This window comes from Rhodoluna sp. (assembly GCF_049276775.1).
Taxonomy (GTDB): domain Bacteria; phylum Actinomycetota; class Actinomycetes; order Actinomycetales; family Microbacteriaceae; genus Rhodoluna.
In genome coordinates this window covers 1-20,707 of record NZ_JBASXC010000017.1, presented here as the reverse complement: position 1 = coordinate 20,707, position 20,707 = coordinate 1, and the positions used below count along the sequence as shown (strand labels likewise).

The 20,707-nt window shown below is 51.8% G+C and carries 22 protein-coding genes and 3 tRNA genes; 11 read left to right on the top strand and 14 right to left on the bottom strand.

Translation table 11 applies throughout. From position 1 onward, the window contains the following. Window positions 1-6 precede the first annotated feature (6 nt). The 13 genes from WAO31_RS01130 to tilS form a co-directional block, all read right to left on the bottom strand. Entirely contained in the window at window positions 7-2,466 is a 2,460-nt protein-coding gene (locus WAO31_RS01130; RefSeq protein WP_509589197.1) for an ATP-dependent Clp protease ATP-binding subunit, read from the bottom strand. An 86-nt stretch (window positions 2,467-2,552) separates the two neighbouring features. Further along, a complete protein-coding gene (locus tag WAO31_RS01125) occupies window positions 2,553-2,756 on the bottom strand; it encodes a hypothetical protein (RefSeq protein ID WP_509589195.1) in 204 nt (67 codons plus the stop codon). Between the two features lie 13 nt (window positions 2,757-2,769). Continuing rightward, entirely contained in the window at window positions 2,770-4,257 is a 1,488-nt protein-coding gene (gene lysS, locus WAO31_RS01120; protein WP_509589193.1) for a lysine--tRNA ligase, read from the bottom strand. Window positions 4,258-4,273: 16 nt separating this feature from the next. After that, window positions 4,274-5,137: a pantoate--beta-alanine ligase gene (gene panC, locus WAO31_RS01115; protein WP_509589191.1), complete on the bottom strand. Its 864-nt coding sequence runs from the start codon at window positions 5,135-5,137 to the stop codon at window positions 4,274-4,276. Next, complete coding sequence (locus tag WAO31_RS01110; protein ID WP_509589189.1) at window positions 5,138-5,845, bottom strand: DUF2520 domain-containing protein; 708 nt, start codon at window positions 5,843-5,845, stop codon at window positions 5,138-5,140. Beyond that, window positions 5,842-6,327, bottom strand: a complete 486-nt coding sequence (locus WAO31_RS01105) for a DUF3180 domain-containing protein (RefSeq protein WP_509589187.1) — start codon at window positions 6,325-6,327, stop codon at window positions 5,842-5,844. The genes WAO31_RS01110 and WAO31_RS01105 overlap by 4 nt, the downstream gene beginning before the upstream one ends. Beyond that, entirely contained in the window at window positions 6,324-6,821 is a 498-nt protein-coding gene (gene folK / locus WAO31_RS01100) for a 2-amino-4-hydroxy-6-hydroxymethyldihydropteridine diphosphokinase (RefSeq protein WP_509589185.1), read from the bottom strand. Before folK ends, WAO31_RS01105 begins: the two co-directional genes overlap by 4 nt. After that, entirely contained in the window at window positions 6,821-7,192 is a 372-nt protein-coding gene (gene folB / locus WAO31_RS01095; protein WP_509589183.1) for a dihydroneopterin aldolase, read from the bottom strand. The genes folK and folB overlap by 1 nt, the downstream gene beginning before the upstream one ends. Further along, window positions 7,193-8,059, bottom strand: coding sequence for a dihydropteroate synthase (gene folP, locus WAO31_RS01090; protein WP_509589181.1), 867 nt, complete (start codon window positions 8,057-8,059; stop codon window positions 7,193-7,195). 4 nt (window positions 8,060-8,063) lie between these two features. After that, window positions 8,064-8,618 (bottom strand): GTP cyclohydrolase I FolE, encoded by a 555-nt coding sequence (gene folE, locus WAO31_RS01085; protein WP_509589179.1) that lies wholly within the window; start codon window positions 8,616-8,618, stop codon window positions 8,064-8,066. Next, a complete protein-coding gene (gene ftsH / locus WAO31_RS01080; protein ID WP_509589177.1) occupies window positions 8,619-10,673 on the bottom strand; it encodes an ATP-dependent zinc metalloprotease FtsH in 2,055 nt (684 codons plus the stop codon). A 38-nt stretch (window positions 10,674-10,711) separates the two neighbouring features. Then, window positions 10,712-11,263 carry a hypoxanthine phosphoribosyltransferase gene (gene hpt, locus WAO31_RS01075; protein WP_509589175.1) on the bottom strand — a complete coding sequence of 184 codons (552 nt, stop codon included), beginning with the start codon at window positions 11,261-11,263 and terminating at the stop codon, window positions 10,712-10,714. Next, window positions 11,238-12,248 (bottom strand): tRNA lysidine(34) synthetase TilS, encoded by a 1,011-nt coding sequence (gene tilS, locus WAO31_RS01070; protein WP_509589173.1) that lies wholly within the window; start codon window positions 12,246-12,248, stop codon window positions 11,238-11,240. Before tilS ends, hpt begins: the two co-directional genes overlap by 26 nt. A 66-nt stretch (window positions 12,249-12,314) precedes the next feature. Here tilS and WAO31_RS01065 point away from each other — a divergent pair, with 66 nt between their 5' ends. Continuing rightward, window positions 12,315-12,791, top strand: a complete 477-nt coding sequence (locus WAO31_RS01065) for an inorganic diphosphatase (RefSeq protein ID WP_509589171.1) — start codon at window positions 12,315-12,317, stop codon at window positions 12,789-12,791. A 6-nt stretch (window positions 12,792-12,797) separates the two neighbouring features. On the opposite strand, the gene WAO31_RS01060 is transcribed toward WAO31_RS01065, so the two are convergent. Further along, the gene (locus WAO31_RS01060; protein ID WP_509589169.1) at window positions 12,798-14,021 is read right to left on the bottom strand and encodes a C40 family peptidase; all 1,224 of its coding nucleotides are present in this window, start codon (window positions 14,019-14,021) and stop codon (window positions 12,798-12,800) included. A gap of 153 nt (window positions 14,022-14,174) precedes the next feature. On the opposite strand from WAO31_RS01060, the gene WAO31_RS01055 reads away from it, so the two are divergent. From WAO31_RS01055 to WAO31_RS01010, 10 genes are all read left to right on the top strand, one after another. Further along, window positions 14,175-14,250: transfer RNA gene (locus WAO31_RS01055), tRNA-Glu, on the top strand. A gap of 22 nt (window positions 14,251-14,272) precedes the next feature. After that, window positions 14,273-14,346, top strand: a tRNA-Asp gene (locus WAO31_RS01050). 62 nt (window positions 14,347-14,408) lie between these two features. Continuing rightward, window positions 14,409-14,484, top strand: a tRNA-Phe gene (locus tag WAO31_RS01045). Window positions 14,485-14,639: 155 nt separating this feature from the next. After that, the gene (locus WAO31_RS01040; protein ID WP_509589167.1) at window positions 14,640-16,271 is read left to right on the top strand and encodes a DHA2 family efflux MFS transporter permease subunit; all 1,632 of its coding nucleotides are present in this window, start codon (window positions 14,640-14,642) and stop codon (window positions 16,269-16,271) included. A gap of 6 nt (window positions 16,272-16,277) precedes the next feature. Beyond that, entirely contained in the window at window positions 16,278-16,679 is a 402-nt protein-coding gene (locus WAO31_RS01035; RefSeq protein WP_509589165.1) for a CrcB family protein, read from the top strand. 4 nt (window positions 16,680-16,683) lie between these two features. Continuing rightward, window positions 16,684-17,022 carry a fluoride efflux transporter FluC gene (locus WAO31_RS01030; protein WP_509589163.1) on the top strand — a complete coding sequence of 113 codons (339 nt, stop codon included), beginning with the start codon at window positions 16,684-16,686 and terminating at the stop codon, window positions 17,020-17,022. A gap of 94 nt (window positions 17,023-17,116) precedes the next feature. Continuing rightward, complete coding sequence (locus tag WAO31_RS01025; protein ID WP_509589161.1) at window positions 17,117-17,341, top strand: DUF3073 domain-containing protein; 225 nt, start codon at window positions 17,117-17,119, stop codon at window positions 17,339-17,341. Between the two features lie 88 nt (window positions 17,342-17,429). Then, on the top strand, window positions 17,430-18,440 hold the full coding sequence (locus WAO31_RS01020; RefSeq protein ID WP_509589159.1) for an extracellular solute-binding protein: 1,011 nt from the start codon (window positions 17,430-17,432) through the stop codon (window positions 18,438-18,440). A gap of 41 nt (window positions 18,441-18,481) precedes the next feature. Next, entirely contained in the window at window positions 18,482-19,981 is a 1,500-nt protein-coding gene (locus WAO31_RS01015; RefSeq protein ID WP_509589157.1) for an ABC transporter permease, read from the top strand. After that, a partial coding sequence (locus WAO31_RS01010; protein ID WP_509589155.1) for an ABC transporter ATP-binding protein occupies window positions 19,981-20,707 on the top strand: 727 nt, incomplete at its 3' end. The genes WAO31_RS01015 and WAO31_RS01010, both read left to right, overlap by 1 nt.

Below are 20,707 nucleotides of genomic sequence, written 5' to 3'. Positions count from 1 at the left end.
CAAATGTTAGGCGGTTTGAGGGATGGATTCACGAACTTGGTTCGTGAACACAAACTCTCCCCCCACAAAATCAACCTTGATGTGGCTGGAGTTCTTGAGGTGACCCTCGAGAATCTGCTCGGAGATACGGTCCTCGATCTCTCGCTGAACGGCTCTGCGAAGCGGTCTTGCTCCGAGGCTTGGCTCCCAACCGATCTCCATCAGGCGCTGCTTGGCAGCGTCCGTTAGCTCCAGGGTCAGATCTCTTTCCTCTAGGCGAACCGAGAGGCGCTTGATAAACAGTTCAACTACCTGAAGCAGTTCTGCCTGGGTGAGCTGTGGGAAGACGATAGTCTCGTCGACTCGGTTTAGGAACTCTGGCCTAAAGCTGCGCTTTAGCTCCTCGTTTACCTTTGCCTTCATCAACTGGTAGTCGTTCTCGTTCGAGCCTTCCAAGCTAAAGCCCATGGCTCCGCGGGAGATATCTCTGGCTCCAAGGTTTGTGGTCATGATGATCACGGTGTTCTTGAAGTCAACAACACGACCCTGACCGTCGGTCAGACGACCTTCTTCAAGGATCTGAAGTAGGGAGTTGAAGATATCCGGGTGAGCCTTTTCGATCTCGTCGAACAAAACAACCGAGAACGGCTTGCGGCGAACCTTTTCGGTTAGCTGGCCACCCTCTTCGAATCCAACGAAGCCCGGAGGGGCACCGAACAAACGAGAGACGGTGTGCTTCTCGCCGTACTCTGACATATCCAGCGAGATAAGTGCGTTCTCGTCATCGAATAGGAATTCGGCCAAAGCCTTGGCAAGTTCTGTCTTTCCAACACCGGTAGGACCGGCGAAGATAAACGATCCGGAAGGGCGCTTCGGGTCTTTCAGACCCGCGCGCTGACGACGAATGGTCTTGGATAGAGCTGCAATTGCAACTTCCTGACCAATGACGCGCTTGTGTAGCTCGTCCTCCATGAAAATAAGCTTCGCGCTTTCTTCTTCCGAAAGCTTGAATACCGGAATACCGGTGGCCTGAGCTAGCACCTCTGCAATTAGTCCCTCGTCGACGATTCCCTGAGCGGCGACGTTACCCTTACGGAAGGTTTTCTCGAGCTGGGCTCTTTCGGCGGTGAGCTTTTTCTCCTCGTCGCGCTTAGACGCGGCAAGTTCAAAGTCCTGACCCTCAATAGCTTTTTCTTTTTCAACTCTTACTCCAACGATGCGCTCTTCGATTTCGCGAAGCTCGGGAGGCGAAGAAAGAATCGAAAGACGAAGCCTTGCACCCGCCTCATCCAGTAGATCGATCGCCTTATCCGGAAGGAAACGGTCGGTGACGTAGCGATCAGAAAGGGAAGCCGCAGCAACGATTGCACCGTCGGTGATTGATACCTTGTGGTGAGCCTCGTAGCGGTCGCGAAGACCCTTCAAGATGTTGATGGTGTGTGGAAGCGATGGCTCGTTGACCTGCACCGACTGGAATCGGCGAGCAAGGGCGGCGTCTTTTTCAAAGTGCTTGCGGTACTCATCCAAAGTGGTTGCACCGATTGTCTGCAGCTCTCCTCGAGCAAGCATCGGCTTCAAAATGGAAGCTGCGTCAATCGCACCCTCGGCAGCTCCGGCACCAACCAGGGGGTGGATTTCGGCGATGAAGGGGATGCTGTCGCCGCGGGTCCGAATTTCCTTGGTGACTTTCTTGAGTCTTTCCTCGAAGTCTCCGCGGTAACGGCTACCGGCAATTAAGGATCCAAGGTCGAGAGTGTAAAGCTGCTTGTCCTTTAGAGTTTCTGGGACGTTGCCAGACACAATTGCCTGGGCAAGTCCTTCGACAACTGCAGTTTTTCCAACACCCGGTTCACCGATTAGCACCGGGTTGTTCTTTGATCTACGGGAAAGAATTTGCATGACGCGCTCGATCTCGCGCTCACGACCAATTACCGGGTCAAGCTTTCCTTCCGCTGCTGACTGCGTGAGGTTCTTGCCGTACTGGTCGAGAATCTGTGAGCCTTTTTGCGGTGCGACCTGCTCGCCACCAACCTGAACGGTTTCTTTTCCTTGGAACCCGGAAAGAAGCTGAATGACCTGCTGGCGAACGCGGTTGGTGTCAGCTCCAAGACGGGTAAGAACTTGAGCTGCAACACCCTCACCCTCGCGAATAAGACCCAACAACAAGTGTTCGGTTCCGATGTATGAGTGTCCGAGCTGAAGAGCTTCGCGAAGCGAGAGCTCTAGTACTTTCTTGGCACGGGGAGTAAAAGGAATGTGGCCGGAGGGAGCCTGCTGTCCCTGTCCGATGATTTCCTGGACCTGGTCGCGAACTGCGTCTAAGTTGATGCCGAGAGACTCGAGTGCCTTGGCGGCGACTCCCTCACCCTCGTGGATTAGACCCAGAAGGATGTGTTCGGTTCCGATGTAGTTGTGGTTTAGAAGCTTGGCTTCTTCCTGGGCCAAAACAACGACTCGTCTGGCCTTATCGGTGAACTTCTCAAACATCTTTCACTCCCTTTATAGGGGCATTCAAAAATGCCCTAGGTAAAGATGTTAACCAGAGGGAAGGGGCTTAGGAAGGCTTGTTCGCCCTAGGCGTTAGAGGCTTTTTCGCGCTTGGCGCGCTCCTCGGCCTCTATTTTCGCGTAAACCTTACGCTCATTGGAGTCGGCTCGGAAAATGCCCCGCATCACCACATAGAACAAGATCCCCATAAGAACCGGGGGGATTATGGACATACCGAAGTCGCTTAGCCACTCCAGGACGGTTAGTTGAACTACTTCGATTTCTTCCATTTCAACTACCAGTTTACTTCACCAGCGGAAACAGTATGGTCTCTCTGATTCCAAGGCCGGTGAGGCTCATCAGCAACCTGTCGATTCCCATACCCATGCCACCAGATGGTGGCATTCCAAATTCCAGTGCCTTGAGGAACTCTTCGTCTAACTTCATGGCTTCCGGGTCTCCGGTTTTCGCAAGGGCTGCCTGAGCAACAAATCGCTCGCGTTGAATCACCGGGTCAACAAGCTCGGAGTATCCGGTTGCCTGCTCGTAGCCACGGATATACAGATCCCACTTTTCCACTACCCCGGGCTTATCGCGGTGATCGCGAGTCAAAGGAGAGGTATCGACCGGGAAGTCCATCACGAAGGTCGGGCCCTTAAGGGTTGGCTTCACAAAGTGCTCCCAAAGCTCCTCGACATATTTACCGTGCAGCGGGTGATCGATTTCAATCTCGACCTTGTCGGCAATTTTCTTTAGCTCTGCAATCGGTGTCGTCGGTGTAATCTCTTGGCCGGCTGCTTTCGAAAGTGACTCAAACATCGAAACCCTTGCCCACTCACCTGAGAGATCGTTTTGCTCACCGCCGTCAAGTGAAACTACCTGAGAACCGAAAACGTCCTGAGCCGCATTCTGAATCAGCTTCTGAGTTAGATCCATCATCGTGCCGTAGTCGCCGTAGGCCTGGTAAGCCTCGAGCATCGCAAACTCTGGCGAGTGAGTTGAGTCGGCGCCCTCGTTTCTAAAGTTTCGGTTTATTTCAAATACTCTCTCGATGCCTCCAACAACCGCGCGCTTCAAATACAACTCAGGCGCGATACGAAGGAAAAGCTCCATGTCGAAGGCGTTCATGTGGGTTTTAAATGGTCTTGCCGATGCCCCGCCGTGCATGGACTGAAGCATTGGGGTTTCAACCTCTAGATAGCTGTCCTTGGTAAAGGTGTCTCGAAGAGACTGCATCACCTGGGAGCGAATCTTCACGACCTCGCGAGCTCGGTCGCGAACAATTAAATCGATATACCTGTGACGAACACGAAATTCTTCCGATAGTTCGTTGTGAAGGTTTGGAAGTGGACGGACGGTCTTTGCAGCCATCTTCCAACTATCGACAAGAATGCTGAGCTCACCGCGCTTTGAGGTGATTACTTCACCCGCGACAAAGAGGTGATCGCCTAGGTCAACCAATTCCTTATATTGCTCAAGAGTTTGTTCGCCAACCTTATCGAGGCTCACCATGGCCTGAATTCTCTCGCCGTCGCCAGCTTGCAAAGTTGCGAAGCAAAGCTTTCCGGTGTTTCTTGCAAAAACCACGCGTCCCGCGACTGCTACTTTCTTGCCCGTGACTACATCGATCTCGAGGTCCGGGAACTCGGCCCTCACCTCTGAAATAGTGTGTGTGATGGGAAGTGATACCGGGTAGGCGTCGTTTAGGTCGTTGAGTTTTTCGCGCTTTTCCATGCGAATGGCAATTTGCTCGGGGAGATCCTCTGATTCGTTTTCTAGATTGTCAGTCATTGCCCTTTTACTTCTCCTAGAAGGTGATCAACCCGTTATCAATAAGTCTTACGTCGCCTACGGTTGCGGCAACAATCATCAATGCTTGGCCCGTAAAACCTTCTTCGATTGGTTCGAAGCTTGCTGGATTGACCAAGGCCAGATAGTCAAGTTTAGCCTCCGGAGCCAAAGTAAAGACGGAGCTCGCGGAGAAGTATGCACCGGCTGCTCCCCCACCACGCTTTGCCGCAAGGGCACCTTCCGCCAAAGCTTGAGAAAGAGTAAGCGCCAGACCAAGTTGAGACTTAGTCAGGCGCTTATTTCTACTCGAAAGTGCGAGTCCCTTGGAGTCTCGAACAGTTGGAGCCTCGATTATTTCGATTGGGTCCCTTATCCCCAGAGGGTTTTGAGCCTTCACCAGTTGGCGAATCAAATAGAGTTGCTGCGCGTCCTTGGCGCCAAAGATCGCCGTATCCGGTTGGACGATGTCAAACAGTCTCGATACCACCGTAAGCATCCCGTCGAAGTGATCGGGCCTGGCAGCTCCCTCGTAAACTTTTCCGACTGGACCGGCCGATTGAGTTATCTCAAACTTGGCATCGGGATAGATTTCATCGACTGGCGGAATGAATAATAGGTCGACGCCGGCCTTGGATAAGGCCCTGGCGTCGGCATCTTCGTTTCTCGGGTACAGCTCAAAATCCTCCGAGCTGCCAAACTGCAGCGGGTTTACAAAAATAGAGGCAACCACGAGGTCAGCATGCTGCTTGGCAATTGCAATAAGGGATAGGTGTCCTTCGTGGATTGAGCCCATTGTTGGGACGAAGGCGACTTTTTTCCCAGATACTTTGGTTCGCGAGACCATTAGCGCAACATCCGCTACTGTTCTCACGACCTTCATCTAAAGATCCCCTATCAAATCTTCTGGTTTGATCTGGCGGTGTCCCTTGGACAGTGCCTGATCCACCGCACTTTCTATTACCGGTGCAATAACCAGAGCTGGATTCTCAACTCCAGCTTGCTCCAGCAAACCAACTGCCTGATTAACAATCATTGCGGAAAAATTGCTGGCAACCGCTATTGCCTCGGCATAGCTAGCTCGTGCCTTACTTGCAATCACAATAGGTTCAGCGCCCATCTCTATAACAAGCGCCTCAGCGATGGGGAGTGCAACAACCGGTGCGCTCACCGCAAAGTAGCTTTCCTTCATGCGATTTATATCCAAACTGGTTCCGGTAAAGCGCATCGCGGGGTGAATAGCCAGCGGAATAGCTCCTTTTGACACTGCAACTGAAAGTATTTCGTGATCAAATTCAGCGGCCAGGTGCACCACAAGTTGTCCAGCTCTAAAAAAATCAGACAGCGACAAAACAGTTGACTCGATCTCGGAGGACGGAACCGCAAGAAGCACTAAATCTGCGGCGGCAAGAATTTTCTCATCGGATAGTTTTTTAGCAAGCGGAAGTAAAACCTCAATACGTTCATCGGTATCGAGTGCATCTGCGGTGACCGCAACCACCTGATGACCGGCATGAGAAAGTGCCTGGGCCATGGCAATCCCTGCAATCTGACTGCCAACAACTCCGATGTTTAGTCTCCCCTGCTTCACGATGTCACCCCCTGTTCGGCATCTGCGTCCGGGTCATTGGGCAACTTGCAGAGTTGCTCGGTCACATAAGCCGATGCCACCAGGGCGAAGCTTGCGATAAAACCCAAGCCATTTTGTAGTGCTGAAACTGGCACCACAACCGGGCTAAATAATTGGTAGCCAACCACCCCGATGTGCCAGCCGGCAAATAGTGCTCCCGCGAGCGAGCTTGCCTTGGCAAGTAGTAAAACGCGAACCGCATAAAAAGGATCCACCCTTTTGGGTCTTGCGACTTTGCTATCTCTAAGAGCGTTTCGGTAGCGCCAAATAGGAATTGAGAGCGCAAGCAACACAACGCCGATGGCCCCTAGGGTAATCAGCAGGTTGGTTGGAGATACCGGGACCTGAAAACCGCGGGAGACCAATAAAGAAGCAGCAAAGTACCCGACTACGGCAGTTGCCAGGATCAGCCCAGATAAGAAGTTCAGCTTGGTGGGTTTCATGACACGACACTCACCTGAGAAGTCATTGAACTCGCCAACTCAGCAACGCTGCCGTGGCCTGGCAGGATTGCACTCTCGTCCATCATGAACCACGGCACCAGAACAAAGGCCCGCTGATGGGATCTTGGGTGCGGGATGGTTAAGTGCTTGGAGGATTTGAAAACATCCTCGTAGGTGATGATGTCAATATCTAGTGTCCTGGATCCCCACTTATGCAGCCTGATGCGCCCGTGAAGATTTTCTATCCTGGTGATTTCTTTGAGTAGCTTTCTTGGTCCAAGCTGAGTTGCAATTTTGATTACACCGTTTAGGTAAGCAGGCAGCGAATCATCGGGGCCTGACTCAGTTAGTGCGACAGATTCAACCAGCGGGGACCGCTCCAAGACCCGAATCTTTTTTTGAGCTGCGAGTTGCTCGATAGCAATCTCGATTGTTTTTTCGCGATCACCCAGGTTTGCGCCAAGAGCTAGCACCGCTATCTTCCAAGTTCGCATTAGCTTGACCTCTTGGCCTTTGCTGTGACCGAAACGGTATCAAAGTAAAGGTCGATTGGAGCATCCGGCTTTGAGACGGTGATTTTCACCTTCTTGGCCCAGGGGCTAGCGGCAAATAAAACTTCATCGGCTAAGCGCTGAGATAAAGTTTCCAAAAGATTGACGGGGTTGTTTCGAACGTTTTCAGAAATTAGGTGGGCGATCTCGGCGTAGCTCACGGTATTGGCGATGTCATCAGTTTCTCTGGCACGCTCCGAATCAATTTTGATCACCGCATCCACGATGAAGTATTGACCTTCTTGACGCTCGTGCTCCATGACTCCGTGATAGCCATAGACCCGAAGTCCCCTGATTTTGATTCTTTGGGTCATTTACTTACTCTGCCCGCTTGATTCCTGATTCGCAAACGCCAGCGCCTCGACTACCTTTATGGCGTCCAGTGTGGTGGATACGTTGTGGACCCTTACCCCCCAGAGTTTTCTTTGAAGTAGCAGAGCTGTCAGGACAGCACTTGCCAAATCCCTTCTCTGGTTACTTACCCCCGCAACGTCATCTGGCTCTAAGGCCCCGGCGATAAATCGCTTCCTGGAAGCCCCAACCAGAATCGGAAGATTGAGTTTTTCTAGTTCGTCGAGTCTTGCAACCAGGTGCCAGTTCTGCGCGATGTCCTTCGCAAAGCCAAGACCCGGATCGATAATCAATCGATCTCTTGAGATCCCGGCGGCTTCCGCCTTGGCAACTCGATCGGTGAGCTCGGAGGCAACATCGGTTGCCACCGACTCGTAGTTATTCATCGAGTCCATAGTTTCGCTAAAGCCGCGCCAATGACTCACAATATATTTGCAATCAAGGTCTCGGAGCTTTGCAAACATTTGCTCATCTGCAAGACCGCCGGAAACATCGTTAACAATTTTTGCCCCGGCCGCCACCGCAAGCGCCGCGGTATCCGCGTTCATGGTGTCGATGCTAATAACCGCTTTGCTTGAAAGAAATTCTGGATTGGCGACTAACCTTTCAATCACTGGGAGGACTCTGGACTGCTCGTCTTCAAGCTTTACCCGGAGGGCTCCTGGCCTAGTTGATTCGCCACCAAGGTCGATGATGTTGGCGCCTTCTTTAATTAGCGCGAGTGAATGTTCCATGGCTTCTGCGGCTCCTAGAAACTGTCCGCCGTCAGAAAAGGAATCTGGGGTGATGTTGACTACGCCCATAATCAGGGGCCTGGTGAAATTCACCATGTTGTCATTTGGCAATCAGGGCCATGATTTCAGTCCTTGCCACCGGTTCAGTGAAAGTGCCAAGGGCCTTCATTGTCACGGTGTTGGCCTCTGGTTGTCTCGCTCCGCGAGATGCCACACAGTGGTGCCGGGCCTCAATAACCACCACAACTCCCTGGGCCCCAAGTCCTTCTTGAATGGCTTCGGCAATCTGAGAAGTGAGGTTTTCTTGCAGCTGAGGCCTGGCAGACAATACCTCAACAAGTTTTGGCAATCTTCCTAGTCCAACCACCTTGCCCTTGGGAAGGTAAGCGATGTGAGCTACGCCGATGAAGGGAAGTAGGTGGTGTTCACAAATAGAGACCAGTTCGATGCCCTTTAGCATCACCAGGTCGTTTTGCTCGGCTGGAACTGCATCGGCCAAGATGCTCAGCGGATCAACGCCAACGCCTTTGAAAAACTCTTGATAGGCATCAGCGAATTTCTCCGGGGTTGCCAAAAGCTCTGAGCGATTTGGGTCTTCGCCGATTGCGGTGATTAGCTCCCTCACCGCATTCTTGATGCGATCGATGTCAACCAATTACTTTTTCTTTGATCCCGTGGTCGATTTCTTAGCGGTTGGCTTTTTTGCAGCGGCTTTGGGTGCAGCCTTCTTGGCCGTTTTTTTCTTGGCCGCGTCGCGCGAGGCGGTGGCCTCCGCTTTTTTCTTTGCCGCAACTTTAGCGGTAGTTGAACCCTTGGAAGGAATTGGAATCGGACCCTTTTTGGAAACCGGACGTGAAGTCTTAGACAGCCAAAGCTTGCGCTTGGGAAGTTTCTTTACGCTCTTGAAAATTCTTGCGATGTCGTCCGGGTTCAAGGTTTCTTTTTCCATCAGCTCTTTGGCCATGGTGTCCAAAACCTTGCGGTTTAGGTTGATGGCGCGGTAAGCCTCGTCGTGTGCGTTATCTAAAATCTTTCTGATTTCAATGTCGATCTGGTGAGCGACCTCATCGGAGTACTCCCTGGCCTGGGCCATATCTCGTCCGATAAACACCTCTCCACCGCCGCCGTAAGAAACTGTTCCAACCGATGCGGAGAATCCGAACAGCGTAACCATCTGACGCGCAGTCTTGGTGGCTTTTTCAAAGTCGTTGGATGCACCGGTAGTTGGATCGTGGAAAACAATTTCCTCGGCCGCTCTTCCGCCAAGCGCGTAGGCGATTTGATCGAGCAACTGGTTTCTGGTGACTGAGTAACGATCCTCCATGGGTAAAACCATGGTGTATCCAAGAGCACGGCCCCTGGGCAAGATGGTCACCTTGGTGACCGGGTCCGAGTGATTTAGTGAGGCTGCGACCAGTGCGTGACCTGCTTCGTGGTACGCGGTGTTTAGACGCTCTTCGTCTTTCATCAGACGAGATTTTTTCTGAGGTCCGCCGATGACGCGGTCAATCGCCTCATCAACGGTTGCTGCGTCAATGGTCTTGTGGTTCTCACGCGCTGACAACAATGCCGCTTCGTTTAGAACGTTCGCAAGATCCGCTCCTGTGAAGCCCGGGGTTCTTCTAGCGATAAGAGCTAAGTCAACATCGTCATCAACCGGTTTGTTCTTGGCGTGCACTCGAAGAATTTGTTCTCTTCCTGCCAGATCCGGTGCTCCAACACCAATCTGCCGATCGAATCTTCCGGGCCGAAGTAAAGCCGGGTCCAGGATGTCTGGGCGGTTGGTGGCTGCAATCAAAATCACGCTGATGTTGGAGTCGAAGCCGTCCATCTCGACAAGTAGCTGGTTTAGGGTTTGCTCGCGCTCGTCGTTTCCGCCACCGATGCCGGCTCCACGCTGTCGACCAACCGCGTCAATTTCATCAACGAAGATGATCGCCGGCGAAGAGGCCTTGGCCTGCTCAAAAAGATCGCGAACTCGCGATGCTCCAACACCAACAAACATTTCAACGAAGTCAGAGCCCGAGATTGAGAAAAACGGAACTCCGGCTTCGCCGGCTACCGCTTTGGCAACCAAAGTTTTTCCGGTTCCGGGGGGTCCGTATAGAAGGACGCCCCTTGGAATCTTGGCGCCGAGCGCTTTAAAGCGCTCGGGCTTTTTTAGGAAGTCTTTGATTTCCTCGAGTTCTTCGAGGGCCTCGTCGATACCGGCAACGTCCTTGAAGGTGGTCTGCGAAGTTTCTTTGGTGACCATCTTGGCTTTGGACTTGCCAAACTGCATTACTTTGCCGCCGCCTGATTGCATGGAGGAAAGTAGGAACCAAAAGATTAGGCCGATCAAGATAAAGGGAAGCAGGGAACCTAGCAAAGCTAGGTACCAAGGGGTGTTTGGAACCTCGTCGTTATAGCCATCGGCTATCACCGAATTATTTATGGTTTCAACTACCTGCTCGCCGCGTGGAGCAACATAGAAAAACTGAACCTGGGAACCAAACTCAGCGTCGGGACTTGATAGCTCAACGTCAACTCTTTGCTCGCCGTCAAGAATCTTTACCGACTGAGCTTTACCGGATTCGATCAGCTGCAGGCCGTATTTAGTGTCCACCTGCTGATAGGTCTCAGCGTTTATAAGGGTGGTACCGGTCACGAGTATGGCAATCGCAACAACGATCCAGACATATGGTCCAGAGAGGATTTTCTTGAGCTTCATAGATTCCTAGGTTACCTGCCGAAACTGGCAGTTTGGTTTTAGGAGTAAACCGAAGGCGATAGCACCGCTACCCCAGGCAGGGTGCGGTATTTCTCGTTGTAGTCGAGGCCATATCCGACAACAAACTCGTTCGGAATTTCAAAGCCCACCCAGCGAACTTCGACCTCAACCTTGGCAGCATCGGGCTTTCTAAGCATCGTTACAACTTCAACCGAGGAAGCTCCGCGGGCTTCTAGGTTGGAAACCAACCAAGAAAGTGTGAGACCGGAGTCAATGATGTCTTCAACAATCAGAACATCTCTACCCAAAACATCAGAATCTAAGTCTTTAAGAATTCGAACCACTCCGGAGGAGGTAGTTCCTGATCCGTAGGAAGAAACCGCCATCCAGTCCATCTGGACTCTGGTTTGAACAGCGCGGGATAAATCGGCCATAAACATAACCGCACCCTTCAGCACCCCAACAAGAAGTAGGTCTTTGCCTGCGTAGTGGGCATCTATTTCTTTGGCCAGTTCCGCTATGCGGCTTTCAATCTGTTCTTTGGTGATCAGTACCTGGGTGATTTCAGCGGTTACGGTTTCCAGATCCAACGCTTTTCTCCTGCTTGGTGAAGGTTATGGTGTTTGCCTTACGCCCTACTCTAACCCCTGGCAGGGTCAGTGGCTTTTGCCCATGCCAGGACAAAACCAGATCAGCAACCGCCAAAACGTGAGTCCGACTAGATTCTTTGCCGAAGCCATCAAGAGCAATCTTGATCACCCGATTCAACATCGCCTGAGGCAACTTGGCAAGCTGAGCCGTATCAAAGCTCACCGAAGTACCGGAAACCTTCGCAAGCTTTAGATACTTCTTATTGGCTTCGGTGTCCAGGTATTGGCCATCCTCGCGAAGCTGGTCCGAAGTTCTAATCAGTGACTTAGCTACCGACCCACCGAGCTTTCTTTCCAAAAATGGCAAAATAGTTTTTCGAATCAATACGCGTAAGTACTTCTGGTCCTGGTTCTGCGGGTCGGACCAAAACTTAATTCCACTGTCTCGACAAAACTCTTCGGTGGTTTTGCGCTCGATGCTTAGAAGTGGGCGCAGTAAGTACTCTGTTTTGGTAGCCATGCCGGATAGTGATTTGGCACCGGAACCTCGAACTAGGCCAAGCAAAACTGTTTCTGCCTGATCGGATGAGGTGTGACCCAAAACAATAAAGTTTGATTTGGTTTTTAGGCGGAGTGTTTCCAGGGCGGTGTAGCGCGCTTCGCGCGCTGCCGCTTCAAGTCCGCCTTTCTTCCCAACGCTCACCTTTTTGATATGAACTTCATCAATTCCCAAACCAAGAAGTTGCTTGGCGGCTTGGCTTGCAACCTTGTCACTGTTTGGTTGAAGTGAGTGATCGATTACCGCTGCAGCGATTTTAAGATTGAGTTTTTTAGCTTCGAATTCGGCTGCCGCTGCCAAAGCCAGCGAGTCGGCTCCCCCGGATACGGCAATGAGAAGTTTCTGGCCGGATCTTGTGTGGGCAAGAAGCACTTGTCTAACCGCATGGCGAACAAGGCCCTGGGCGGGAGATAGACGCTTACGCACCGGAACTTCTTCTTTCCTTCAATTTGGGTAATCTTGGAGCTGGAACAAGCCTATTGAGGAGAGTAAATGTTTGAAGCAGTAATCGAGATTCCTAGGGGATCCCGGAACAAATATGAAGTTGATCACGAAACCGGTCGTGTGCACTTGGACCGCGTGCTCTACACACCATTTGTTTACCCGGTTGACTACGGCTACTTCGACAAGACCCTAGGCGGCGACGGCGACCCGCTAGATGCCCTAGTGCTCCTTGAATTCCCAGTTTTCCCAGGCGTTGTTGTGAACGTGCGTCCAGTAGGTGTCTTGCCAATGGAAGACGATGGCGGAATGGACGAGAAGATTCTTTGTGTTCCAGCAGGCGATAAGCGCTGGGATCATATCCAGGACATCTCAGATGTTCCGGAGCAGACCAGAAATGAAATTGAGCACTTCTTTACTCACTACAAAGACCTTGAACCGGGCAAGTGGGTCAAGTGTGGCAAGTGGGCCAACAAAACCGAGGCGGAAAGACTAATCGCCGAGGCAAAAGCCAATTACAAGCACTAAAGAAAGTTACTGACGCGGTGCGCTTGGGCGCGCAGCGTAAGGAACAACTTCACCCATTCGCTGAGCGAGCGGAATTATTCGAACCGGCTTCGATGGGTTTGGTGCGTCAAGAATTAATCCGCCACCGATGTAAATACCGATGTGGTACTTATCCCCGTAGCCGCGGTTTAGATGGTTGTTGCTGGTGGACCAGAACACCAAGTCTCCAGCTTCGATCTGTCGAAGCGGAACAAGCTGACGCCTATCCATCGCGTTAATAAACTGATTCGAAACCGAGTGCGTACCGATTGCTATACCGGCAGCTTCATAAGCCTTGAGGGTCAAACCACTGCAGTCCCAAACGTTTGGGCCGCGTCCACCAAGGACGTAAGGCTTACCGAGCTGAGCTCTAGCGAAAGCGATTACGCGCTCAACTTTTTCTTGGTTTGGTGGTCCAACTTTGTATAGCTCAGGGGCTTCCGGAAGAGAGGTTCCGGCTGCCTGGCGTCTTTCCCAAGCCAAGCCTTCCGCACGCTGACGCTCAAGATCAGAAGCGGTGTTTCGAAGCGACGCTAGCTGGTTATAGAAAATTCTTCCTTGGCGCTTGTTGGCGGCAACCTTGGCTTCAACGGCATTGGCCGCGGCGGTTGCCTCATCGAAGGCTTTTTTGGCAACTGCAGCCTTGGCTTCGAGTTCCGCCTGAGCGGTTGTAAGCTCATCGGTTAGGGCCTTAGCTAGGCGCTGGCGCTCCAAAGACTTTTGATAGATAAGTTCTGTTTGCTCAGCCAGCTTTTCTTGGGCTCCGAGCTGGTATAAAAGGTCATCGGCTTGCCCGGGGTTTAAAAACAGATTCAGCGATGTCCCACCGGAACCGTTTCGAAGCATCTGGGAGGCAATTTGGCCAAGCTGCTCGGAGGCCTGCTCCGCTTCGGCGAGCGCCGCCTTGGTCTGTTTCTCAAGGACCTTCACCTTGCGCTCAACGATTTCAAATTCTTCTTGGGCAACGTTAAAAATTTCGGCTTTTATGCTTGCTTCGCGGTTTAGAGCCGCAACCTCGTCTTCTTGATCCTCAATCAGCTTCTCGATACGAGTGATCATGTTCTGCTTCTCAACTACATTTCGCTTGGCTGCTGCGACCTCGGCCGCGGTGGGGTAGTTGGGGTTTGCAAGGGCCGGAACGGCCACCAGGGTGCCCAGAATTAGACCCATGCTAGCGAGCAGGGCAAAAGAGGCTTTTAGTCGGGAAGACATGTTTTTCAAGCTAACACGAAACCTTGAAGTAATACCTGAAGGATTACTGAGAGTGTCGCTAAACATAAGAGGTCTAAAGCCCTTTGGGGTTGCCAAATAAGGCCCTTGGGGGCTACTGTTTATAGCTGGTGCTATGAAGTTCCACTCTTTGTAGGCCCCATCGTTTAGTGGCCTAGGACGCTGCCCTTTCACGGCAGTAGCACGGGTTCGAATCCCGTTGGGGTCACCAGATGTATGGCTCGTAGCAACGAGGCCCTGTAGCGCAGTTGGTTAGCGCGTCGCCCTGTCACGGCGAAGGTCGCCGGTTCAAGTCCGGTCAGGGTCGCTTCAAATAGGAGCCCTCTTTTGAGGGCTTTTATTGAATGGGGGTGGGTCAAACCGCCTTTAGGCTCTGTAGCTCAGTTGGTAGAGCGAACGACTGAAAATCGTTAGGTCACCGGATCGATGCCGGTCGGAGCCACCAGTTTCAACTTGCTTCTGCAACCCTTAGAAAATCTTTTGAGGGTGTTGGTATGCAAAGAACCCCTACTTCCCCACACGTCATGACTAGGTTGGGTAATAGACATATTTCGGTTGGTAATCTTGCCAGCCCATTACCTTCTAAGGACTCAATAAAAAGTGCCACAAAAAACCCGCAATCGCTGGATCGGCCTGATCTTTATCTCGATGGCAATCTCCATCGTCATCATCGACGGCACCATAGTAAACACCATCTTCCCCGCCATCATCAATGACCTATCCCTAAGCTCAGCAGAAGTTCAGTGGGTTCAGGAGTCATACATCCTTGTCTTCGCAGCACTGCTGTTGGTTTTTGGATCAATCGCCGACCGCATCGGTCGCAAGCGACTTCTTATTATCGGCATCGTTATCTTCACCCTCGCCTCGGTATGGGCGGGTATCTCCGCCACCCCTGCCGAACTAATCCTGGCTCGTGTGGTTCAAGGTATTGGTGGCGCGATGGTTTTGCCAACCACGCTGTCTTTGGTGAACGCAAACTTCCAGGGCAAAGAAAGAGGAATCGCTTTCGCCGTTTGGGGTTCAACAATCGGTGGAATGGTTGCCGTGGGTCCCGTACTTGGTGGCTGGCTAGCAACTGATTTTGAATGGCGCTGGGCTTTTGGAATCAACCTGCCCATCGGCATGATCATCATCGCAGGCCTTTTGTATTTTGTCCCCGAGTCCAAATCGACCCAGCGAGCAGGTGGCATCGATATCGTAGGCGCAGCGATATCGGTTGTGATGTTCTCAACACTTATCTTTGGTCTGATCGAAGGAAGAATCTACGGCTGGTGGGAAATAAATCCTGCGAGGCAGTTTGAGCTATTCGGTTTTGTCTGGCCAACCGAAGGCATATCGGTAATTCCAATTTCGCTTGCGATCTCTGTTGTTGCAACAGTTGCCTTCGTTCTCTGGGAGAAAATGCGTGAGCGCGAAAAGAAAAATGTGCTTTTGGATCTTGACCTCTTCAAGATTGGCTCCTTTAGAAACGGGTCAATTGCAGCAGCGATCATCTCGATGGGTGAATTCGGCATCTTGTTCGCAATTCCTCTTTGGCTGCAAAACGTACTAGGACTGTCACCAATTAGCTCAGGACTTGTGTTGCTGTGGCTTGCAGCCGGAGCTTTCCTAGCCTCCGGTATCGGTGGAGCCCTGAGTGGCAAGTTAGCTCCCGCGATGGCGGTCCGCATCGGAGTTGGGCTTGAACTGATCGGTGTCGGTGGAATTGCTCTAAATGCCACAACCGACGGTGGTTGGATTTCAATCGCAGGATTTCTGTTTGTGTACGGAATCGGAATTGGTCTTGCGACAGCGCAGCTCACCGGTGTGATCATGGTTGATGTTCCAATGGACAAATCAGGTCAGGGATCAGGTTCGCAGTCCACCGTTCGACAGATTGGTTCGGCCCTCGGCATTGCTTTGCTTGGAACAGTTCTATTCACATCGACCCAAACGTCTCTTGAAACAAGACTCGATGAATTGCAAATTGACGCAACTCAGCAAGTTCAAATTGTTGACGCAGTTGTCGAATCAGCTGGAGCTGCCATCCCTGGACTTGGTGAGCTGAATCCCGCCCTTCAGGAAGCTGCCGGACAAGCGTTTACCGATGGAACCAAAGCCGCGGCTTGGGTAGCTGGAGGTTTCTTACTGCTTGGCTTTGCCAGCACATTCAACCTTGGATCCAGGGCGCCTTCCAAATCTGCACGAAAAGAACCTACAAAGGACAAGCCCACGAAGGTCAAAAAGAAGTAGTCCCGGTTGAAGCTGGCTCTCTTGTTTGCGATCTTTCTGGGTGGAGCCCTGGGATCGCTTTCGCGATACACCATCTGGTTAGGCGCTGAGCAAGCCGGAGTATCAGTTCTTATCTTTGATCTTGTTGCAACTTCAATTGTGAACATCGCTGGAGCTGCCTTTCTGGGGTTTGTTCATAGCTCTGCATTCAGAATGAGTGAAAAAGCAAAGGCCTTCTGGGGCTCCGGATTTGCCGGTGGCTTCACAACTATGAGTGGCTTAGCCCTTATTACTGCAGGCAGCTCTTTAGGCCTTTCTGAAATCGGGTACCTCTACTGGCTAGCGGTAGCTAGCCAGTTTGTTGTTGGTGTCTTGGCTTACTGGTTTGTTCGATCAAGCTTTGGAATTACCAAGGGCTCGGTGAGGTAGCCAAGTGGTTGAAGTTTTTGTCGGGGCACTAGCCGTTGGATTATTGGGCGGGGCAGGCTCTGTTGTTCGTCACCTGATTGGCAGCTGGCGAGGATTTTTACCCTGGGGAATTTTGGTAGCCAACTCCTTGGCTTCATTTATTGCCGGTCTGGCACTAAGCGCTGGGGTCAATGAAGTTGCTCTGATTATTGGACTGGCCGGAGGGCTTTCCACCTTTTCTACTTTCGCAGCCCAAAGCTATGAGCTTTGGGCAAAGGGTCGAAGGGGTAGGGCTTTATTGAACGGGGTGGCAAACCTAGTGTTTCCGGCTGTTAGTTTCCTCACAGCGTCGATATTGCTCTAGCTAAAAGCCTGAGGCCGGATGCTAAACTTGTCTCAGATTTCATTGATTCTGCGCCTTTTTGGGCGCGGCCAAGATACGAAGAGGGGGTCTCGCCATGGGGCGTGGCCGTCAAAAGGCAAAGCACACCAAGGTTGCTCGCGAGCTGAAGTATTTCAGCCCGTCAACTGATTACAACGCCCTCGAAAAAGAACTCACCAAGGCGCCGGGCTCGAATGAGCCCGACTACGAAGACAAGTGGGCCGATCTCTACTCCGATGACGGGGACGAAGAGACTGAAGGAGACGAGGAGAACGAAGGGGATTCGACATCTAAGTCCTAAAACCCATTAGAAGTCCTTGGGGCAACCGCCACAAGGCAAACCAGACGGTCGAAATGACATTCGATCCGAAACTGAAAGAAAACTAAACATGAAAAGACCCAGAATAACTCTGGCGCCAATCGCGCTGGCTCTAGGTGCAGTTTTGACCCTAGGCGCTTGCGCGAGCGAAACCCCTGTAGACACATCCGGTGAATCAATCACCATTTATTCAGGTAGAAACGAAGTGCTCATCTCTGAGCTACTTGATACCTTCACTCAAGAAACCGGCATTCAAGTTGAAGTGCGCTACGGCGACTCTGCAGAGCTTGCCGCTCAAATCCTTGAAGAGGGAGACAACATCCGTGCCGATGTCTACTTCGGCCAAGATGCCGGAGCTCTTGGAGCACTCGCTCTAGCCGGAGTCACTCAGACTCTCTCCCCAGACATCATGGAACTAGTTCCAGCAGAATTTAGATCAACTACCTCGCAGTGGGTTGGGGTCTCTGGCCGCTCAAGGATGATTCTGGTTGACCCAACCACGGTGACCGAAATTCCGGCTTCATATAAAGATTTGATGGATTCTTCCTGGAAGGGAAGAATCGGAATTTCGCCAAACAACGCTTCTTTCCAAGCCTTCATCACAGCAATCCGAGTTTTGGAGGGTGAGCAGGCAGCCATTGACTTCTTGGCAGCCATGAAAGAAAACGGAGTGCTGTTTGAGAAAAACTCCATCATTTTGCAGGCAGTTGAAGACGGCGTCATTGACGCAGGACTTATCAACCACTACTACTGGTTTGAGCTCGCTGCACAGAACGGCGTCGAGAACATGAGATCAGAAATTGCTTGGTTCGAAGACGGTGACATCGGAAACTTGATCAACGTCGCAGGTGTTGCAGTTGTCAGCGATAACCCGAGCGCTCAGGTCTTCGCTAAGTGGTTGCTTGGCGACACCGCGCAGCGCTACTTCGTTGAGCGAACCAGGGAGTACTCGATGACCGGTATCCCCGAGGTTCAAGGACTTAAGCCCCTTGTGGATATCCAGGCGCCGGAGATAGACCTCTCGGATCTTGAGTCTTTGGCTGAGACACTTGAGTTAATCCGAAAGGCTGGATTGCTCTGACCAAGACCCTAAAGTCAAGACCGCCTATAGCCATATGGCTAGTGGCGGTGTTGGCCGTCTTGATTTCTTTTATTCCACTCGCCTACCTCTTTGTTCGAGTTGGTGGAGCGGGCATTTCAACCTTTGTTGAGTTTGTTCTGACGCCAAGAACTCTTGAACTAATAATCAACTCACTTCTAATGGCCGCAGCCGTCTCGGTTTCCGCGGTTGTTGTTGGAACCGTACAGGCCTGGATTGCAGTTAGGTCAAACATTCCGGGAAGAAAAGTGTTCGCCATCTTGGCCGCTCTTCCGCTAGCGATACCTTCTTATGTTGCTGCCTACGCCTGGGTTGCAGTCATCCCAGGCTTTAGCGGTTTCTTTGCCGCTTGGTTGCTTCTCACTGTTGGAACGTCTCCGCTTGTCTATCTGGCGGTTTCGGCCGCCCTTGCAAGATTTGATTCGGCAACTGAAGAAGTTGCTTCTTCGTTGGGATCTGGAAAGTTTCAGGTTTTGAGAAAAGTGACCTGGCCAAACATCCGAGGCGCTGCGGTTTCGGGTGGGCTGCTATCAGCACTTTATGTGTTGAGCGACTTTGGTGCCGTAAGCATTGTGCGCTACGACACTTTCACAAGAGCCATATATAACGCCTACCGAGCCAGCTTCGATAGGAGCCTGGCTGCAAGCCTTGCTCTTGTCTTGGTTGCAGTCACCATTCTGGTACTGGTTGTTGAGTCTAGATCCAGGGGAAAACTTGCAGTTAGCTCGGTCATAGCAAACCGCCTAAACCGGATAGATCTTCGGGGCTGGAAGTGGCCACTCGTTGCACTGCTTTCCGGCATTGCAACGGTGAGCCTTATGGTTCCTGTTGCGAGCCTAACTAGATGGTCCATAACCGGCATTCCAAAAACCGACTGGGCGAAAGTTTTAGAGGCACTCTATAACTCGGTCATACTTTCGGTTTCCGGTGGAATGCTGACTGCACTGTTTGCCGTTGCCATCGCCGTTGTGGTGGTTAGGTTCAAATCTCGATCCGCCTACGTCCTTGAGAGATCAGTTTGGCTAACCCACGCAACCCCGGGAATCGTCGTTGCACTTTCCCTAACCTTCTTCTCCAACCAGGTGGCCCCTTGGATCTACCAGAGCTTTGCTCTGGTGCTGATTGCTTACCTTGCTCTGTTCCTGCCTAACGCCCTCTCCGCAGTATCAACACCGCTTAGGCAATCTCCCGTTGGCCTGGATGAGGTAGCCGCTTCCCTTGGTCTAACCAAGTTAGAAACCTTGAGGAAGGTTGTGTTGCCAATTGCAGGTCCAGGTATCTTTGCAGCAACCACCCTTGTGATCTTGACCGTTCTGAAAGAACTGCCAGCAACACTGCTTCTTCGCCCAACCGGTGTAGAGACCCTCGCCACCAGGCTCTGGACCGAGACTGGGGTTGCCGCGTTTTCTACGGCTGCGCCTTATGCATTACTTTTGGTACTGCTGGCTGGAATACCGGCATGGTTGCTCAATAGAGCAATTAGAAAAGATCTTGAACCGATTAATGACTTGGAGCGTGTCTAGTGGTTGCAACCCTCGCGCTGTCTGGCGTCAGCAAGTCCTTTGGCTCTCAGACAGTCCTTGATGGGCTCTCTTTGGAAGTTACCAATGGTGAGTTTGTTGCGGTGCTTGGTTCATCAGGTTCTGGCAAGACAACTCTTTTAAGACTTATCGCTGGCTTCGATGATCCGGACACCGGCGAGATCTCAATTGCCGGAAAACTGGTTGCAGGAAAGAACGTCTTTGTTCCAGCCGAGGCAAGAAGGGTTGGCTATGTGCCGCAGGATGCGGCACTATTTCCTCACCTATCCGTTTCAGAAAACATCGCTTTTGGTCTAAAGGGTCTTACGAAGCCGGCCCGAACGGCCAGGGTAAGTGAGCTTCTAAAACTTGTCTCGATGGAACAGTTTGAAAACCAGTCCGCTACCTCACTATCGGGAGGACAAAAACACCGCATTGCTTTGGCTCGCGCTTTGGCTCCCGAGCCTGAACTGATACTGCTCGATGAGCCCTTCGCGGCCCTCGATGCCGAGCTTCGCACCCGCATCCGCGAAGAAATCAAGCAGGTCCTCGACAAGGTTTCCTCGACGACCATATTGGTAACTCACGACCAGGAAGAAGCCCTCTCGATTGCTGACCGAGTTGCGCTGCTCCGTGATGGCAACTTCGCCCAGGTTGGAAACCCGAGGGAGATTTACTCGGCTCCTGTGGACTTAGGTGTTGCAACCTTCCTTGGGGATTCTGTGATTG

Excerpts from the sequence above, each read along its gene's own strand:
- WAO31_RS01130 (WP_509589197.1), bottom strand. The coding sequence starts at position 2,466 with ATGTTTGAGAAGTTCACCGATAAGGCCAGACGAGTCGTTGTTTTGGCC.
- WAO31_RS01125 (WP_509589195.1), bottom strand. The coding sequence starts at position 2,756 with ATGGAAGAAATCGAAGTAGTTCAACTAACCGTCCTGGAGTGGCTAAGC.
- lysS (WP_509589193.1), bottom strand. The coding sequence starts at position 4,257 with ATGACTGACAATCTAGAAAACGAATCAGAGGATCTCCCCGAGCAAATT.
- panC (WP_509589191.1), bottom strand. The coding sequence starts at position 5,137 with ATGAAGGTCGTGAGAACAGTAGCGGATGTTGCGCTAATGGTCTCGCGA.
- WAO31_RS01105 (WP_509589187.1), bottom strand. The coding sequence starts at position 6,327 with ATGAAACCCACCAAGCTGAACTTCTTATCTGGGCTGATCCTGGCAACT.
- folK (WP_509589185.1), bottom strand. The coding sequence starts at position 6,821 with ATGCGAACTTGGAAGATAGCGGTGCTAGCTCTTGGCGCAAACCTGGGT.
- folB (WP_509589183.1), bottom strand. The coding sequence starts at position 7,192 with ATGACCCAAAGAATCAAAATCAGGGGACTTCGGGTCTATGGCTATCAC.
- folP (WP_509589181.1), bottom strand. The coding sequence starts at position 8,059 with ATGGTGAATTTCACCAGGCCCCTGATTATGGGCGTAGTCAACATCACC.
- ftsH (WP_509589177.1), bottom strand. The coding sequence starts at position 10,673 with ATGAAGCTCAAGAAAATCCTCTCTGGACCATATGTCTGGATCGTTGTT.
- WAO31_RS01065 (WP_509589171.1), top strand. The coding sequence starts at position 12,315 with ATGTTTGAAGCAGTAATCGAGATTCCTAGGGGATCCCGGAACAAATAT.
- WAO31_RS01060 (WP_509589169.1), bottom strand. The coding sequence starts at position 14,021 with ATGTCTTCCCGACTAAAAGCCTCTTTTGCCCTGCTCGCTAGCATGGGT.
- WAO31_RS01025 (WP_509589161.1), top strand. The coding sequence starts at position 17,117 with ATGGGGCGTGGCCGTCAAAAGGCAAAGCACACCAAGGTTGCTCGCGAG.
- WAO31_RS01020 (WP_509589159.1), top strand. The coding sequence starts at position 17,430 with ATGAAAAGACCCAGAATAACTCTGGCGCCAATCGCGCTGGCTCTAGGT.